This is a genomic window from Streptomyces spongiae (assembly GCF_009377185.1).
Lineage (GTDB): Bacteria > Actinomycetota > Actinomycetes > Streptomycetales > Streptomycetaceae > Streptomyces > Streptomyces spongiae.
On record NZ_VJZC01000180.1, the window covers coordinates 1 to 16,760 of the forward strand.

Sequence of the window (16,760 nt, forward strand, 5' to 3'; positions counted from 1 at the left end):
GTCTCGGGAACTGTGCGTCCGCGGGTGGTGGGCTGCCGGGCCACGTATCGCCCCGGGCGGCGCGGCCGCCGGTGCGTCATGGTGCCGGGTGCGCCCCCAGTGCTTTTAGGGGCGCGGGGAACTGCGCGACAAGCCACAACGAACCCGCAGTCGGCCACCGGCAGAACTCGGCAGACGAGATCAAACCCGACCGCCCCGCACGGCCTGCGTCTGCGTCGTCTGCCCCACCACCCGCCCGTCGTCCCCGTACAGATCCGTCTGGACCACCACGAACGAGCGCCCCACATGCAGCGGCCGCGCCACCGCACGAACCGTGCCGGACCGAACCGCACGAAAGAAGTTCGTCTTCGACTCGACCGTCGACGTACCCGCACCCGGCGGCAGGTTGAGAAACGCACACACCGCCCCCACCGAGTCGGCGAGCGCCATCAACACACCGCCATGCAGCACACCCCCCACCGTGCACAGCCGCGGAGCCCACGGCAGGGCAGCCCGGACGCCGTCCGCCCCGGCTTCGGTGAGGGCGATGCCGAGCTCGACAGCGAAGGGAACCGCGGCCAACAGGTCGTCGGGCGAGGGAACTTCGGGGCGCGTGGCCATGGCGGCGGACCTCCAGAACGGGAACACGGACAGGCCCCACCGTGTCCCCGCGTTCCCGCCCCGGTCGATTACCTCCGGCGTAAGGACCGCACCCCGCAGCCCTCAACAATCGCCGACCACGCCCCGTACATCCGACCCCGCTTTGTCCTGTGAGTGGAGAAAGTAGTAAGCAATTCCTGCGCAACTTCTTCCCACTCGCGGCAGCCACTGCTACGTTCCCCTCGAAAGCAAGCCACAGAGGTGTGGCCGGAAACCGACGCACGCAGGCCGGTTGAGGCGGGGAGGGGCTCGTGAGACGCATGACGGCTCGACCCGCGAACACCCACCAGGCCCGGCTGCTGCGCCTGCTGCGCGACGGTGGTCCCAACTCCCGGGCCCAGCTGGGCGACCAGGTCGACCTCTCGCGGTCGAAACTGGCCGTCGAGGTGGACCGACTGCTGGAGACGGGCCTGGTCGTGGCCGACGGACTCGCCGCCTCACGCGGCGGCCGCCGCTCCCACAACATCCGGCTCGCCCCCCAACTCCGCTTCCTGGGCGTCGACATCGGCGCGACCTCGGTCGACGTCGCCGTCACCAACGCGGAGCTGGAGATCCTCGGCCACATCAACCAGCCCATGGACGTACGGGAAGGCCCCGTCGCCGTCTTCGAGCAGGTCCTGTCCATGGCCGCCAAGCTGAAGGCGTCAGGGCTCGCGGAGGGCTTCGACGGCGCCGGTATCGGCGTCCCCGGACCGGTCCGTTTCCCCGAGGGCGTCCCGGTGGCGCCGCCGATCATGCCCGGCTGGGACGGGTTCCCGGTACGGGAGGCGCTCAGCCAGGAACTCGGCTGCCCGGTCATGGTCGACAACGACGTGAACCTGATGGCGACGGGGGAGCAGCACGCGGGCGTGGCCCGCTCCGTGGGCGACTTCCTCTGCGTCAAGATCGGCACCGGTATCGGCTGCGGCATCGTCGTCGGCGGTGAGGTGTACCGCGGTACGACGGGCAGCGCGGGCGACATCGGGCACATCGTGGCGGTACCGGAGGGACGGCCGTGCGCCTGCGGCAACCGGGGCTGCCTGGAGGCCTACTTCAGCGGCGCCGCGCTCGCCCGCGACGCCACGGAGGCCGCCCAGCAGGGACTCTCGGCGGAACTCGCGTCCCGCCTGGAGGCGGGCGGCAGCCTCAGTGCCGTCGACGTCGCCGCCGCGGCCGCCGCCGGCGACGCCACCGCGCTCGACCTGATCCGCGAGGGCGGCAACCGCACCGGCCAGGTCATCGCCGGACTCGTCAGCTTCTTCAACCCGGGCCTGGTGGTGATCGGCGGCGGCGTCACCGGCCTCGGCCACACCTTGCTCGCCGCCATCCGTACCCAGGTCTACCGCCAGTCGCTGCCCCTCGCGACCGGCAACCTGCCCATCGTCCTCGGGGAGTTGGGCCCGACTGCCGGAGTCATCGGCGCGGCCCGGCTGATCAGCGACCACCTGTTCTCACCCGCGTAAGCCGGCTCCAGCAGTACCTCGGTACGGCTCACAAGTACAGCGCCCCAGCTCTGCCCTGCCCTGCCCCGAACGCGCCTGCCCAGCAAGCGCATCGCCCTGTAACCGGCCCGCACGCCCGCCAAGGGGAACCGTCATGGCACCAGAACCACCGCTGCTCACCATGTCCGGCATCACCAAGTCGTTCCCCGGAGTCCGGGCCCTGGACGGCGTCGACCTCGACGTCCAGGCCGGCGAAGTGCACTGCCTGCTCGGCCAGAACGGCGCCGGGAAGTCCACGCTCATCAAGGTCCTCGCGGGCGCCCACCAGCCCGACGACGGCCGCCTCACCTGGCGCGGCGAACCCGTCGTCCTCAAGTCCCCGATCGCCGCCATGCGCCTCGGTATCGCCACCATCTACCAGGAACTCGACCTGGTGGAGGGCCTGTCGGTGGCGGAGAACGTCCACCTCGGCCACGAACCCACGGCCGCCGGCTTCGTCGTCCGGGGAAAGGCGGCGAAGGAGTCAACGGCCGCTCTGCTCAAACGACTCGGCCATCCCGAGATCGACCCCGCCCGGCTCGTCGGTGACCTGTCCGCCGCCCAGCAGCAGATCGTCTCCATGGCGCGGGCGCTCTCCCACGAGGTACGGCTCATCGTCATGGACGAACCCTCCGCCGCGCTCGATCCGGACGAGGTCGACAACCTGTTCCGGATCGTGGGCGACCTGACCGCCGCCGGGGTCGCCGTCGTCTACATCTCGCACCGCCTGGAGGAGATCCGCCGCATCGGCGACCGTGTGACCGTACTGAAGGACGGGCGCGCCGTGGCGGGCGGGCTGCCCGCGAAGAGCACGCCGACGCGCGAGGTCGTTGCGCTGATGACCGGACGCAATGTCGAGTACGTCTTCCCGGACCGGCCGCCCGCGACGCCCGCGGAGAGCACACCGATCCTCCAGGTGCGCGGACTGGCCCGCGACGGCGAGTTCGAGCCCCTCGACCTGGAGGTCCGTCCCGGCGAGATCGTGGGCCTCGCCGGACTCGTCGGCTCCGGGCGGTCGGAGATCCTGGAGACGATCTACGGCGCCCGCAAACCGACGGCCGGTCAGGTCCTGGTCGACGGACGGCCGTTGCGCCTCGGCAGCGTACGGGCCGCCGTACGGGCGGGACTCGGACTCGCACCCGAGGAGCGTAAGGCGCAGGCACTGCTCATGCTGGAGTCCGTCACCCGAAACGTTTCCGTGTCGTCCATGTCCCGCTTCTCACGCGGGGGTTGGATCGACCGGCGCGCCGAGCTCGGGGCGGCGCGGGCCGCGACACGGGAACTGTCGCTGCGGCCCGACAACCCGTCCGTGCCGGTGCGCACGCTCTCCGGCGGCAACCAGCAGAAGGTCGTCCTCGCGCGCTGGTTGCTGCGCGGCTGCCGCGTCCTGCTGCTCGACGAACCCACCCGTGGCGTCGACGTCGGCGCCCGGGCCGAGCTGTACGCGGTGGTCCGCCGCCTCGCCGACGAGGGCCTCGCCGTGCTGCTGGTCTCCAGCGAGGTCCCCGAAGTGCTCGGCCTCGCCGATCGCGTCCTGGTGCTTCGCGAAGGCAGCGTCGTCCACACCGCGCCCGCCCGCGAACTCGACGAACACCGCGTACTCGACCTCGTCATGGAAGGAAGCCCGGCATCATGACGCAGCACGCCTCCCCGCCGCGGGACAACACCGGCAAGGTGCCGTCGGTGGGCCAACCCACCGCCTGGCGCGGCCTGTTCGTCCGCGCCGACGTCCGCACCCTCTCCCTCCTCGGGGTCCTCGCCGCACTGATCGTCATCGGCGGCATCACCAAGCCCGACGAGTTCCTCGACACCCGCAACCTCCAACTCGTCCTCACCCAGGCGTCGGTGATCGGTGTCGTCACGGTCGGCATGACCCTCGTCATCACCTCCGGCGGCATCGACCTCTCCGTTGGCGCGATCGTCGCGCTGGCGTCCGTGTGGGCGACGACGGTGGCCACACAGGAGTACGGCTTCGCCGGGATCCTCTTCACCGCGGTGATCGTCGGTGTCGGGTGCGGGCTGGTGAACGGACTGCTCATCGCGTACGGCGGCATGGTCCCCTTCATCGCCACGCTCGCCATGCTCGCCTCGGCCCGCGGACTCGCCCTCCAGATCACCGACGGCAAGACCCAGATCGTCACCGTCGACGGGATCCTGGACCTCGGTGAGCGCGACGCGTACGTGCTCGGCATCCCGCCGCTCGTCCTCGTCTTCGCCGTGGTCACGATCATCGGCTGGCTGGTGCTGAACCGTACGACCTTCGGCCGGCGCACCGTCGCCGTCGGCGGCAACGCGGAGGCCGCCCGCCTCGCCGGCATCGACGTCCGACGCCAGCGGCTGTACCTGTACCTGCTCTCCGGACTGTGCTGCGGCATCGCCGCGTTCCTGCTGATCGTGCTGTCCGGCTCGGGCCAGAACACCAACGGCAACCTGTACGAGCTCGACGCCATCGCGGCCGCGATCATCGGCGGCACCCTGCTCAGCGGGGGCCGCGGCACCATCACGGGCTCCGTGCTCGGTGTCCTGATCTTCACGACGATCACCAACATCTTCGCGCTGAACAACCTCCAGAGCGACGTCCAGCAGATCGCCAAGGGCGCGATCATCGTCGCCGCGGTCCTGGTCCAGCGACGTACGGCGAACACGACGACCTAGACGTACGCCAGCACGACGACCCGACACGGAAGGGCCCCCACGCCATGGCACACCTCACGAGCCGCAGAGGACTGCTCTTCGGGACCGCCGCCGTCTCGGCCGGCGCCCTCCTCACCGGCTGCACCAGCAACGAGTCCGACGACGAGCCCGCGGCGAACGACCAGCCGGCCGCCGACGACAAGCCCGGCAAGGAGGTCACGATCGGCTTCGCCGGACCGCAGGCCGACCACGGCTGGCTCAACGCCATCAACGACAACGCCAAGAGCCGCGCGAAGAAGTACGCGGACGTCACACTGGAGATCACCGAGGGCTCCAACGACACCGCCCAGCAGATCGGCCAGATCGAGACCCTCATCAACAAGAAGGTCGACGTCCTGGTCGTCCTGCCCGCCGACGGCAAGGCCCTCACCCAGGTCGGCCTGAAGGCGATGCGGGCCGGCATCCCCGTGGTGAACCTGGACCGGATCTTCAACTCCCCGCAGGCGTACCGCTGCTGGATCGGCGGCGACAACTACGGCATGGGCCTCAACGCCGGCCACTACATCGGCGAGAAGCTCAAGGACACGAAGAACGCCCGCGTCATCGAACTCGCCGGACTCGACAACCTGGAGCTCACCAAGCAGCGCTCCAAGGGCTTCGACGACGCGCTGAAGAACTACCCCAACATCCGGAAGGTGGCCCGCCAGGCCGCCGACTTCACCGTCGAGTCGGGCCAGGCCAAGATGGCCCAACTGCTCCAGGCGCAGTCGAAGTTCGACGCGCTGTGGAACCACGACGACGACCAGGGCGTCGGCGCGCTGCGGGCCATCGAGCAGGCCGGGCGCGACGACTTCCTGATGGTCGGCGGCGCGGGCGCCCTGTCCGCCTTCCAGGCCATCAAGAAGGACGACGGCGTCCTCAAGGCGACCGTGCTCTACCCGCCGACCATGGCCGCGTCCGCGATCGACCTCGCCCGCGCCCTCGGCCAGGGCAAGGGCGTCAGCGGCCTCGCCGAGTTCGAGATCCCGTCCTCACTGACGCTCTACTCGGCAGTCGTCGACAAGGACAACGTCGACCAGTACATGTCCACCGGCTTCAAGTGATGCGCCCTGCTCCGCGGGTCCGACCGGCGTGACCCACGGATCAGGAACCACCCCCCACCGCGCCATGACGAACGAGGAGGACCTCCGTATGGGACAGCCGCAACAGCCCGACGAAGCCGGGGCAGGTGCCGCGACGGCAGCCACGGCCGGGGCGGCGGTCGCGACCGAGGCGGACACGGCCGAGGCGGTCACCGGGGCCGGGAACGGCGCGGGCGCGACCGTCACCAAGCCCACGCTCGGCGTCGGCATGGTCGGCTACGCCTTCATGGGTGCCGCTCATTCCCAGGGCTGGCGCACCGCGGGCCGCGTCTTCGACCTGCCGAGCCGTCCGGTCCTCGCCGCGATCTGCGGCCGGGACGCGGCTGCCGTGCGCACGGCGGCCGACCGGCACGGCTGGGCCGCGGCCGAGACCGACTGGCGTGCCCTCATCGAGCGCGAGGACGTCGACGTCGTCGACATCTGCACCCCCGGCGACAGCCACGCCGAGATCGCCCTGGCCGCGCTCGCCGCGGGCAAGCACGTGCTGTGCGAGAAGCCCCTCGCGAACACCGTCGCGGAGGCCGAGGCGATGGCCCAGGCCGCCGAAGCGGCTTACGAGCGCGGCCAGTTGGCGATGGTCGGCTTCAACTACCGCCGGGTGCCCGCCACCGCCCTGGCCCGGCGGATGGTGGCCGAGGGCCGGCTCGGCACCCTGCGGCACGTACGAGTGACGTACCTTCAGGACTGGCTGGTGGACCCGGAGTTCCCGCTCACCTGGCGGCTGCGCAGGGAGTCGGCCGGCTCCGGCGCGCTCGGCGACCTGGGCGCGCACATCGTCGACCTCGCGCAGTACCTGGCGGGGGAGCGGCTCGCCGGGGTGTCCGCGCTCACCGAGACGTTCGTACGGGAACGGCCGCTGCCCATCGGCGCCACCAGCGGCCTGTCCACCGTGACGTCCGCGGGCACCGGACAGGTCACCGTGGACGACGCGGCCCTGTTCACCGGCCGCTTCACCTCCGGTGCCCTCGCCTCCTTCGAGGCCACCCGGTACGCCACCGGCCGCAAGAACGCCCTGCGCATCGAACTGAACGGCGAGCACGGCTCGCTGGCCTTCGATCTGGAACGCCTCAACGAGCTCGCCTACCACGACGGCACGGAACCCGGGGCACACGCCGGATTCCGCCGCATCCTCGTCACCGAGCCCGACCACCCCTACCTGGAGGCATGGTGGCCGCCGGGCCACGGCCTCGGCTACGAGCACTCCTTCGTCCACCAGGCCCGCGACCTCGTCCACGCGATCGCCGAGGGCCGTCGGCCGCAGCCCTCCTTCGCCGACGGGTTGCAGGTGCAGCGCGTCCTCGCGGCCGTCGAGGAGAGCGCGGAGAAGAACTCCGTCTACACACCCATCGCGGTCTGAGGAGGGCCCAGAGAATGCCGCGCACGTTCACGCTCTTCACCGGACAGTGGGCCGACCTGCCCCTGGAGGAGGTCTGCCGCCTTGCCCGCGACTTCGGCTACGACGGCCTCGAACTCGCCTGCTGGGGCGACCACTTCGAGGTCGACAAGGCCCTCGCGGACCCGTCGTACATCGACTCGCGCCACCAGCTCCTCGACAAGTACGGCCTCAGGTGCTGGGCGATCTCCAACCACCTGGTCGGCCAGGCCGTCTGCGACGCCATCATCGACGAACGCCACCAGGCCATCCTGCCCGCCCGCATCTGGGGCGACGGCGAGGCCGAGGGCGTACGGCAGCGGGCCGCCGCCGAGATGGCCGACACCGCGCGGGCCGCCTCGGCCTTCGGCGTCGACACCGTCATCGGCTTCACCGGCTCGGCGATCTGGCACCTGGTCGCCATGTTCCCGCCCGCGCCCGAGTCCATGATCGAGCGCGGCTACGAGGACTTCGCGACACGCTGGAACCCGATCCTCGACGTCTTCGACGCGCAGGGCGTGCGGTTCGCCCACGAGGTCCACCCGAGCGAGATCGCGTACGACTACTGGACGACCCACCGAGCGCTGGAAGCGGTCGACCGGCGCCCGGCCTTCGGCCTCAACTTCGACCCCTCGCACTTCGTGTGGCAGGACCTCGACCCGGTCGGCTTCCTGTGGGACTTCCGCGACCGGATCTACCACGTCGACTGCAAGGAGGCCCGCAAACGGCTCGACGGACGCAACGGCCGCCTCGGCTCCCACCTGCCGTGGGGCGACCCGCGCCGCGGCTGGGACTTCGTGTCGGCCGGTCACGGTGACGTCCCCTGGGAGGACGTCTTCCGGATGCTGCGCTCCATCGACTACCAGGGCCCGGTCTCCGTCGAGTGGGAGGACGCCGGCATGGACCGGCTCCAGGGCGCTCCCGAAGCCCTGACCCGCCTCAAGGCGTACGACTTCGAGCCGCCGTCCGCCTCGTTCGACGCGGCGTTCGGAGGCAACGACTAGGACCACGAGCTCCACCTCTCACGGTGGCTCCGGGGTGACGGCGCACCCCGGAACACCGATCCCTCCGGGGTGACGGCGCACCCCGGCGTACCGCACACATCCGTGCACCTCCGTACGACCAGCCCCTTCCTGGAGGCACTCGTGCACCCGTACGACAACATCAGGGACAACACCAGCCGCACCAGACGACCAAGTTCCCGCGGGGCACTCGCGCTGCTGAGCGGATTGCTCCTCGCGGGTGCATCCCTCTCCCTCACCGCTCCCACGGCTGGCGCAGCCGTCGCCGAGCAGGGAGCCGCCGCCTCCGAGTCGGCGGCCGCGGCCGAGGACTTCCAGCAGGTCACCCTCGCCAAGGGCGAACCCGAGACCGGCGAGCCCATGTCGCTCGCCGTCCTGCCCGACCGCTCGGTCCTGCACACCTCGCGCGACGGCGAACTCCGCCTCACCGACGCCGCCGGCAACACGAAGCTCGCGGGCAAGCTCGATGTGTACACGCACGACGAGGAGGGCCTCCAGGGCATCGGCGTCGACCCCGGCTTCGCCGACAACCGCTTCATCTACCTCTACTACGCGCCTCCGCTGGACACCCCGGCGGGCGACGCCCCCGAGACCGGCACCGCCGCCGACTTCGCGCCCTTCGACGGCGTCAACCGCCTCTCGCGCTTCGTCCTGAAGACGGACGGCACGCTCGACACCGCCAGCGAGACGAAGGTCATCGACGTCCCCGCCTCCCGTGGCCTGTGCTGTCACGTCGGCGGTGACATCGACTTCGACAAGGACGGCAACCTCTACCTGTCGACGGGCGACGACACGAACCCGTTCCAGTCGGACGGCTTCACCCCCATCGACGAGCGCGCGAACCGCAACCCGGCCTTCGACGCCCAGCGCTCCTCCGGCAACACCAACGACCTGCGCGGCAAGATCCTGCGCATCAAGGTGAACGCCGACGGCTCCTACTCCGTCCCGGACGGCAACCTCTTCCCGCCCGGCACGGACAAGACGCGCCCCGAGATCTACGCGATGGGCTTCCGCAACCCGTTCCGCTTCAGCGTCGACAAGGAGACGGGCATCCTCTACGTCGGCGACTACGGCCCCGACGCGGGCGCCGCCGACCCGGAGCGCGGCCCCGCCGGACAGGTCGAGTTCGCGCGCGTGACCAAGCCGGGCAACTTCGGCTGGCCGTACTGCACCGGCAAGAACGACGCCTACGTCGACCACGACTTCGCGACCGGCGCCTCCGGCTCGGCCTTCGACTGCGCCAACCCGAAGAACACCTCGCCGAACAACACCGGGCTGACCGACCTTCCCCCGGCCGAGCCCGCCTGGATCCCGTACAACGGCGCCTCCGTCCCGGAGTTCGGCGACGGCTCCGAGTCCCCCATGGGCGGCCCGGTCTACCACTACGACGCCTCGTTGGACTCCCCGGTGAAGTTCCCGGAGGCCTACGACGGGGACTTCTTCGCGGGTGAGTTCGGCCGACGCTGGATCAAGCGGATCACGTCGGACGCGGACGGAACCGTGCAGTCCATCAACTCCATTCCCTGGACCGGCACCCAGGTCATGGACATGGCCTTCGGCCCGGACGGCGCCCTGTACGTCCTCGACTACGGCGTCTCCTGGTTCGGCGGCGACGAGAACTCCGCCCTGTACCGCATCGAGAACGCCACCGACGGCCACTCGCCCGTCGCCCAGGCGGCCGCCGACCGTACGTCGGGACAGGCGGCACTGAAGGTCCGCTTCTCCTCGGCCGGAACGTCGGACGCGGACGGCGACGCGCTCACCTACAGCTGGGACTTCGGCGACGGCGGCACTTCGACCGCGGCCAACCCCACGCACACGTACAAGAAGAACGGCACCTACACGGCGACCGTCACCGCCAAGGACACCACCGGCCGCACCGGCAGCGCGAGCGTGCAGATCGTGGTCGGCAACACGGCGCCCAAGGTGACGCTGGAACTCCCCAAGGACGGGCAGCTGTTCAGCTTCGGTGACGCCGTGCCGTTCAAGGTGAAGGTGACGGACCCGGAGGACGGCACGTCGATCGACTGCGCCAAGGTGAAGGTCAGCTTCGTCCTCGGCCACGACAGCCACGGCCACCCGCTGACCACGGCCAACGGCTGCTCCGGCACCATCCAGACCAGCGCCGACGGCGGCCACGACGAGGACGCCAACATCTTCGGGGTCTTCGACGCCGAGTACACCGACCTCGGCGGGGGCGGACAGGCCGCGCTGACCACCCACGACCAGAACGTCGTCCAGCCCAGGCACCGCCAGGCCGAGCACTACGGCGACTCCACGGGCGTGACGATCCAGACGAAGGCGAGCGCGCACGGCGGCAAGACCGTCGGCGACATCTCGAACGGCGACTGGATCTCGTTCAAGCCGTACGTGCTGTCCAACGCAACGAAGATCACCGCGCGGATCGCGTCCGACGGCGCGGGCGGCAAGCTGGAGGTCCGGGCCGGCTCCCCGACCGGTCGGCTGCTCGGCAGCGCGAGCGTGCCGGTGACCGGCGGCTGGGAGAACTTCCAGGACGTCAGCGCGAACCTGTCGAAGGCGCCAAGTGGCACCACCACGCTCTACCTGGTCTTCAAGGGCAGCGGCAGCGGTGGCCTGTTCGACGTGGACGACTTCACGTTCACGACGACGTCGGCGTCTTCGGCGGGCTGAGGGGGCGTCATGCGAGCAAACGGACGACTGGCGACGGCTGTTGTGGGTGCCGGGCTGCTGATCGGGTGCGTGTCGGGACCGGCGGCCTCGCAGGGCTCGGGTGCGGGTGGTGGTGCCGGTGCGGATGCCGGTGCTCATGCCGAGAGCCGGGTGCTGGTGTTCTCCAAGACGGCGGGCTTCCGGCACGACTCGATCCCCGACGGGGTCGCCGTCGTGAAGGAACTGGGCGCGGCGGGCGGCTTCACTGTCGACGCCACCGAGGACGCCAGCGCCTTCACCGCGCGCAACCTCGCCCGGTACGACGCCGTGGTGTTCCTCTCGACCACGGGTGACGTCCTGAACGAAGCCCAACAGGGCGCGTTCGAACGGTACATCCGGAGGGGCGGCGGGTACGTGGGTGTCCACGCCGCCGCCGACACCGAGTACGACTGGGCCTTCTACGGCGGGCTCGCCGGGGCGTACTTCCAGTCCCACCCGGCGATCCAGCCCGCCACGGTCGACGTGGAGGACCGGGCCCACCCGGCCACCGCGGGGCTGGACGCCGCCTGGAACCGCACGGACGAGTGGTACAACTACCGCTCCAACCCGCGCGAGAGAGCCCACGTCCTCGCCTCGCTCGACGAGTCCTCGTACACCGGCGGCACCATGAACGGCGACCATCCGATCGCCTGGTGCCAGGAGTACCAGGGCGGGCGCGCCTTCTACACCGGGGGCGGCCACACCAAGGAGTCGTACGCCGAGCCCGCCTTCCGGCAGCACCTGCTGGGCGGGATCCGGTGGGCGACCGGTGAGGCACAGGCCGACTGCCGCCCGGAGAACGGCTACCGGCCGTTGTTCGACGGCACGGCCGAGTCCTTGTCGGCGTGGCGGCAGGCAGGGCCGGGCTCGTTCGAGCTGGGCGACGACGGCACGCTGACGTCGTCCGGCGGGATGGGCATGCTCTGGTACGCGGCGTCCGACGCCCGGTCGTACTCGCTGAAACTCGACTGGAAGATGGCCGGCGACGACAACTCCGGCGTGTTCGTGGGCTTCCCGCCCTCGGACGACCCTTGGTCGGCCGTCAACAACGGCTACGAGATCCAGATCGACGCGACCGACGCCGCCGACCGCACCACCGGCGCGGTGTACGGCTTCAAGTCCGCCGATCTCAAGAAGCGCGACCGTGCGCTGAACCCGCCGGGGGAGTGGAACACCTACGAGATCCACGTGGAGGGCGAACGCCTCCGCGTCTATCTCAACGGTGTGAAGATCAACGACTTCACCAACACCGACCCGGCCCGGAGCCTCACTGACGGACACATCGGCATCCAGAACCACGGAGCCGACGACGAGGTGTCCTTCCGTGACATCCGGATCAAGGAACTGCCCGCGAAGTCCGCCACGTCCACCGGACTCACGGCTTCGCAGGGCGACTGAGCGACGGCGGGCGGGGGACGCCGGACCCCCGCCCGCCGTCTCCCTTCTCACGCGTTTTCGCTGTGTTGCGAGTACGACCCCGTACGACCCCGTACGCCCCCGTACGACCCCGTACGACCCCGTATGACAAGGAGGCTGCCCATGCCCGAGTTCCGTTCCGAACCCCGGGTGGGTGTCTGGCTGATCGGAGCACGCGGTTCCGTCGCCACCACCGTCGTCGCGGGGTGTGCGGCCGTGACTGCGGGCCTGAACGCCCCGACGGGCATGGTCACCGAGACCCCACTCTTCGCCGACACAGGCCTGCCCTCCCTGTCGTCCCTGGTCTTCGGCGGCCACGACACGGTGGACTGCCCGCTGCCGAAACGCGCGGAGGCCCTCGCCGCGGGAGGCGTCCTGCCACACGGCCTGCCCTCGGCGCTCTCCTCCGAACTGACCGCGGCCGACCGCGAGATACGCTCGGGTGGCCCGTCGGCGGGCGACACCCGCGACCCGGACGACCTCATCGACGCCTTCACCACGGACATCCTGGACTTCGTACGACGCCACGGCCTCGCCCGGGCCGTCGTGGTGAACGTGGCGTCCACGGAACCCACGCCCACCGGCTCCACCCTCCCCCCTAGCTCGCTGTATGCCGCGGCCGCCTTGCGCGCGGGCTGCCCGTACGTCAACTTCACGCCGTCCACCGGCCTGCACCACCCTGCACTCGCCTCCCTCGCGGATGCCTCCGGCCTGCCGTACGCGGGCCGGGACGGCAAGACCGGCCAGACACTGCTGCGCTCGGTACTGGGCCCGATGTTCGCCCAGCGGTCACTGACCGTCCTCGCCTGGTCCGGTACGAACCTCCTCGGCGGCGGAGACGGTGCCGCCCTCGCCGACCCGGCCGCGGCCGCGGCGAAGAACGCCGGCAAGGAACGCGTGCTGGCGGACACCCTGGGCCGGACGCCGGAGGGCGAGACCCACATCGACGACGTCCCCGCCCTCGGTGACTGGAAGACAGCCTGGGACCACATCACCTTCGACGGCTTCCTCGGCACCCGTATGACCCTCCAGACCACCTGGCAGGGCTGCGACTCGTCGTTGGCCGCCCCCCTGGTCCTGGACCTCGCCCGCCTCACGTCCCGCGCCCACGAAGCGGGCCTGACGGGCCCCCTGACCGACCTCGGCTTCTACTTCAAGGACCCTGTCGGTGACGGCCCGCCGGCCCTGGGAGACCAGTACGCGGCCCTGGCGGGGTTCGCGGAACGGTTGCGCGAACTCCAGGGGGAGGGGAACGCGCGATGACCTGGACCCGCACGACGAGGATCAAGGCCTGGGCCGAACTGCTCCGCCTGCCCGCCCTGTTCACCGTCCCCGGTGACGCCCTAGCGGGTGCGGCCGCAGCCGGGGCCACGCGCCCGAACTCCGGCACCCTCCTCGCCATCGGCTCCTCCCTCTGCCTGTACGAGGCGGGCATGGCCCTGAACGACTGGGCCGACCAAGCCGAGGACGCCGTCGAACGCCCGCAGCGTCCCCTGCCCTCCGGCCGCGTCCGCCCCGCTTCGGCACTCGCCGCGGCGGGCGCCCTCACCGCCGCCGGCCTGGCTCTGGCCGCCCGCGCGGGCCGTCCCGCCTTCACCGTCGCCCTGCCCCTGGCTGCCACCGTCTGGTCATACGACCTCACCCTGAAACGCACCCCCTCCGGCCCCCTGAGCATGGCCGCCGCCCGCACACTCGACCTCCTGCTGGGCGCAGCCGCCACCACCGGCACCACCCGCGCCGCCCTCCCTTCCGCTCTCGCCCTCGGCGCCCACACGTTCGCGGTGACCACGGTGTCCCGCCGCGAGACCCAGGGCGGCTCCTCCTTGGCGCCCCTGGTAGGCCTGGCAACGACGGGCGCGCTGACCTGGCGACTGGCCCGTGAGCCGGGCCCGGGTTCGGGGCCGGCACCTGACGCGACAGGCCCGGTCCGCCGCCTCACGGCGACCAACCCCACTGGCACCCCCAACCCGGCCGTTCCGGCCCGCCCGGCAGCGGTCCTGTGCTCGGCCCTCGCCGCCACCTACGCGGCGACCACCGCGCTCCCCCTCTTCCACGCCACCCTGAACCCGTCACCCCCGCTCACCCAGCGCGCCGTCGGTTCCGGCATCCGCGCCCTCATCCCTCTCCAGGCCGCCCTCACGGCCCGCGCGGGCGCACCTGGCATGGCCCTGTTCACCGCCGCCCTCGCCCCCGCCGCACGCAGCTTCGCGAGGAAGGTGAGCATCACATGACCGCCCCTGACCGGCACATGACCGCCTCCGACCGGCACATGACTGCCCCCGACCGGCACGGGACCGCACCCGACCGGCATATGGCCGCATCTCCCCGGCACTTGACCGCAGAGCCTCTGACTCCCGCAGAGCCTCTGACTCCCGCAGAGCCACTGACTCCCGCAGGGCCACTGACTCCTGCGGAGCCGCGAACGCCCGAGCAGCCGCAGCCTCCCATGCGCCGCTCCGACCACCTCCGGCTGACGGCCCAGACGCCCTCAGGCCCGACCACCACCACACACTCCGAGCACCCCCACCCGACACCGCACTCCCTCTACCCTCTCCGCTTCGGCTACGGAACCAACGGCCTCGCCGACCTCCGCCTCGACGACGCCCTCGCCCTGCTCGCCGAACTCGGTTACGACGGCGTGGGCCTGACGCTCGACCACATGCACCTCGACCCGCTCGCCCCGGACCTCGCCGCCCGCACCGCGCGTCTCGCCCGCAGGCTGGCGGGGCTGGGGCTGAGCGTCACCGTGGAGACCGGCGCCCGCTATGTCCTCGACCCGCGTCGCAAACACGGACCCTCCCTCCTGGACGCGGACCCCGGCGACCGTGCCAGGCGCGTCGATCTGCTCCTCCGCGCGGTGCGGGTCGCCGCCGACCTCGGCGCCCACGCCGTGCACTGCTTCAGCGGCGTCACCCCGGCCGGCACGGACCCGGACACCGCCTGGAAACGCCTGTCAGAGGCGCTCACCCCCGTCCTGGACGCCGCCACCGACACCGGCGTCCCCCTCGCCGTCGAACCCGAACCCGGCCACCTCCTCGCCACCCTCGCCGACTTCCACCACCTGCGCGAAGCACTCGGAAACCCGGACGCGCTGGGACTCACGCTCGACATCGGCCACTGCCAGTGCCTGGAACCCCTGTCACCGGCCGACTGCGTCCGCGCGGCCGCCCCCTGGCTGCGCCACGTCCAGATCGAGGACATGCGCCGCGGCGTCCACGAGCACCTTCCTTTCGGCGATGGCGAGATCGACTTCCCTCCCGTTCTCGAAGCCCTCACCGCCACTGGCTACCAGGGCCTGACCGTCGTCGAACTGCCCCGCCACTCCCACGCGGGCCCTCATTTCGCCCAGCAGTCCCTCTCTTTCCTCCGCCGCACGACCACGCCCACCGCACCTCCGGCCGAGCAGGTCCCGGCCCAGCAGGCCCCTGTCGAACGAGCCCCATCCGGCACCGTGGCCACCGGACCCGTCCCTCACGCCTCCGAGGCCGCCCAGCTCCCGGCCCCACCGCCGGGCGAGCCCACTGCCGCCCCCGAAGGGAGAACCCCGTGAACCACCTCCACTCCATTCCGGGCGCCCCCGCGGCGGACAGTACCCTCGCCCTCACCTCGCTCGACGAGCTGCGCACCCTCGTCACCAGCCATCTCGACACTGCTGCCCGCGCCTGGTTCGACCGGGCCCTCGACGAGGCCGCCGCCCGACCGGGACCCCACGGGCCCATCTCCGTCTGGGAGCTGCGCCTCGCCGAAGCGGGCCGACGCTGCGGTCCCGAGCAGGTCGACGCCGTGCGCGTCCTCATCCTCCGCGCGGCCCGTGCCGACGCGGACACCCTCACCCGCGTCTACCGCCAGGGCACCGCCGCCGAACGCCGTGCCGTCCTGCACGCCCTGCCTCACCTCGTGCCCGGCCCGGCCGCCGTGCCGATCGTCGAGGACGCCCTGCGCACCAACGACACCCGCCTGGTCGCCGCCGCGCTCGGACCGTACGCCGCCCGGCACCTGGACGCCCACAATTGGCGGCACGCGGTCCTGAAGTGCCTGTTCACCGGGGTCCCCGTCGACGAGGTGGCCGACCTGGCCCGCAGAGCCCGCGCCGACGCCGAACTCGCCCGCATGCTCGCCGACTACGCCGACGAACGCACCGCCGCGGGCCGTCCCGTACCCGAGGACCTGTACCGAGTCCTGGCCCTGACCGAGCCCCGGCCCGGGGGCGAGCCCAAGGCCGGAGGCCAGCCCAAGACCCGTGGTGAGCCCAAGACCCGCGGTGAACTCGGGACGCGGGGCAGGCCCGGGATGCGGGGTGAACCCAGGACGTCGGGTGAGCCCGAGACCGAGGGAGGCGCCTCGTCCCGCACCGGGCCGACGTCCCGGGCCGCGCCCGCGCCCGACGTCCCCACCGCTCCGGAGC

Annotated in this window: 13 protein-coding genes; 12 read left to right on the forward strand and 1 reads right to left on the reverse strand. The window is 71.5% G+C overall.

Annotated features, from left to right (window positions below; genetic code table 11):
- Positions 1–180 precede the first annotated feature (180 nt).
- Positions 181–600 carry a PaaI family thioesterase gene (locus FNH08_RS23450; protein ID WP_152773512.1) on the reverse strand — a complete coding sequence of 140 codons (420 nt, stop codon included), beginning with the start codon at positions 598–600 and terminating at the stop codon, positions 181–183.
- 299 nt (positions 601–899) lie between these two features.
- Here FNH08_RS23450 and FNH08_RS23455 point away from each other — a divergent pair, with 299 nt between their 5' ends.
- The 12 genes from FNH08_RS23455 to FNH08_RS23510 all read left to right on the forward strand — a co-directional run.
- Entirely contained in the window at positions 900–2,081 is a 1,182-nt protein-coding gene (locus tag FNH08_RS23455; protein WP_152773513.1) for an ROK family transcriptional regulator, read from the forward strand.
- A 133-nt stretch (positions 2,082–2,214) separates the two neighbouring features.
- The gene (locus FNH08_RS23460; RefSeq protein WP_152773514.1) at positions 2,215–3,735 is read left to right on the forward strand and encodes a sugar ABC transporter ATP-binding protein; all 1,521 of its coding nucleotides are present in this window, start codon (positions 2,215–2,217) and stop codon (positions 3,733–3,735) included.
- Positions 3,732–4,754: an ABC transporter permease gene (locus FNH08_RS23465; RefSeq protein WP_152773515.1), complete on the forward strand. Its 1,023-nt coding sequence runs from the start codon at positions 3,732–3,734 to the stop codon at positions 4,752–4,754. Before FNH08_RS23460 ends, FNH08_RS23465 begins: the two co-directional genes overlap by 4 nt.
- A gap of 44 nt (positions 4,755–4,798) precedes the next feature.
- Positions 4,799–5,836, forward strand: a complete 1,038-nt coding sequence (locus tag FNH08_RS23470; RefSeq protein ID WP_152773516.1) for a substrate-binding domain-containing protein — start codon at positions 4,799–4,801, stop codon at positions 5,834–5,836.
- A gap of 88 nt (positions 5,837–5,924) precedes the next feature.
- A complete protein-coding gene (locus FNH08_RS23475) occupies positions 5,925–7,232 on the forward strand; it encodes a Gfo/Idh/MocA family protein (RefSeq protein WP_152773517.1) in 1,308 nt (435 codons plus the stop codon).
- Positions 7,233–7,246: 14 nt separating this feature from the next.
- A complete protein-coding gene (locus FNH08_RS23480; RefSeq protein ID WP_152773518.1) occupies positions 7,247–8,251 on the forward strand; it encodes a sugar phosphate isomerase/epimerase family protein in 1,005 nt (334 codons plus the stop codon).
- A 141-nt stretch (positions 8,252–8,392) separates the two neighbouring features.
- Positions 8,393–10,921: a PQQ-dependent sugar dehydrogenase gene (locus FNH08_RS23485; RefSeq protein WP_322725188.1), complete on the forward strand. Its 2,529-nt coding sequence runs from the start codon at positions 8,393–8,395 to the stop codon at positions 10,919–10,921.
- A gap of 9 nt (positions 10,922–10,930) precedes the next feature.
- A complete protein-coding gene (locus tag FNH08_RS23490; protein WP_152773519.1) occupies positions 10,931–12,337 on the forward strand; it encodes a ThuA domain-containing protein in 1,407 nt (468 codons plus the stop codon).
- A gap of 141 nt (positions 12,338–12,478) precedes the next feature.
- Positions 12,479–13,618 carry an inositol-3-phosphate synthase gene (locus FNH08_RS23495; protein ID WP_152773520.1) on the forward strand — a complete coding sequence of 380 codons (1,140 nt, stop codon included), beginning with the start codon at positions 12,479–12,481 and terminating at the stop codon, positions 13,616–13,618.
- Positions 13,615–14,586, forward strand: a complete 972-nt coding sequence (locus tag FNH08_RS23500) for an SCO3242 family prenyltransferase (RefSeq protein WP_152773521.1) — start codon at positions 13,615–13,617, stop codon at positions 14,584–14,586. Before FNH08_RS23495 ends, FNH08_RS23500 begins: the two co-directional genes overlap by 4 nt.
- 215 nt (positions 14,587–14,801) lie before the next feature.
- A complete protein-coding gene (locus tag FNH08_RS23505; protein WP_152773522.1) occupies positions 14,802–15,905 on the forward strand; it encodes a sugar phosphate isomerase/epimerase family protein in 1,104 nt (367 codons plus the stop codon).
- Positions 15,902–16,760: EboA domain-containing protein (locus FNH08_RS23510; RefSeq protein ID WP_407704434.1), on the forward strand; the 859-nt coding region annotated here is incomplete at its 3' end. The genes FNH08_RS23505 and FNH08_RS23510, both read left to right, overlap by 4 nt.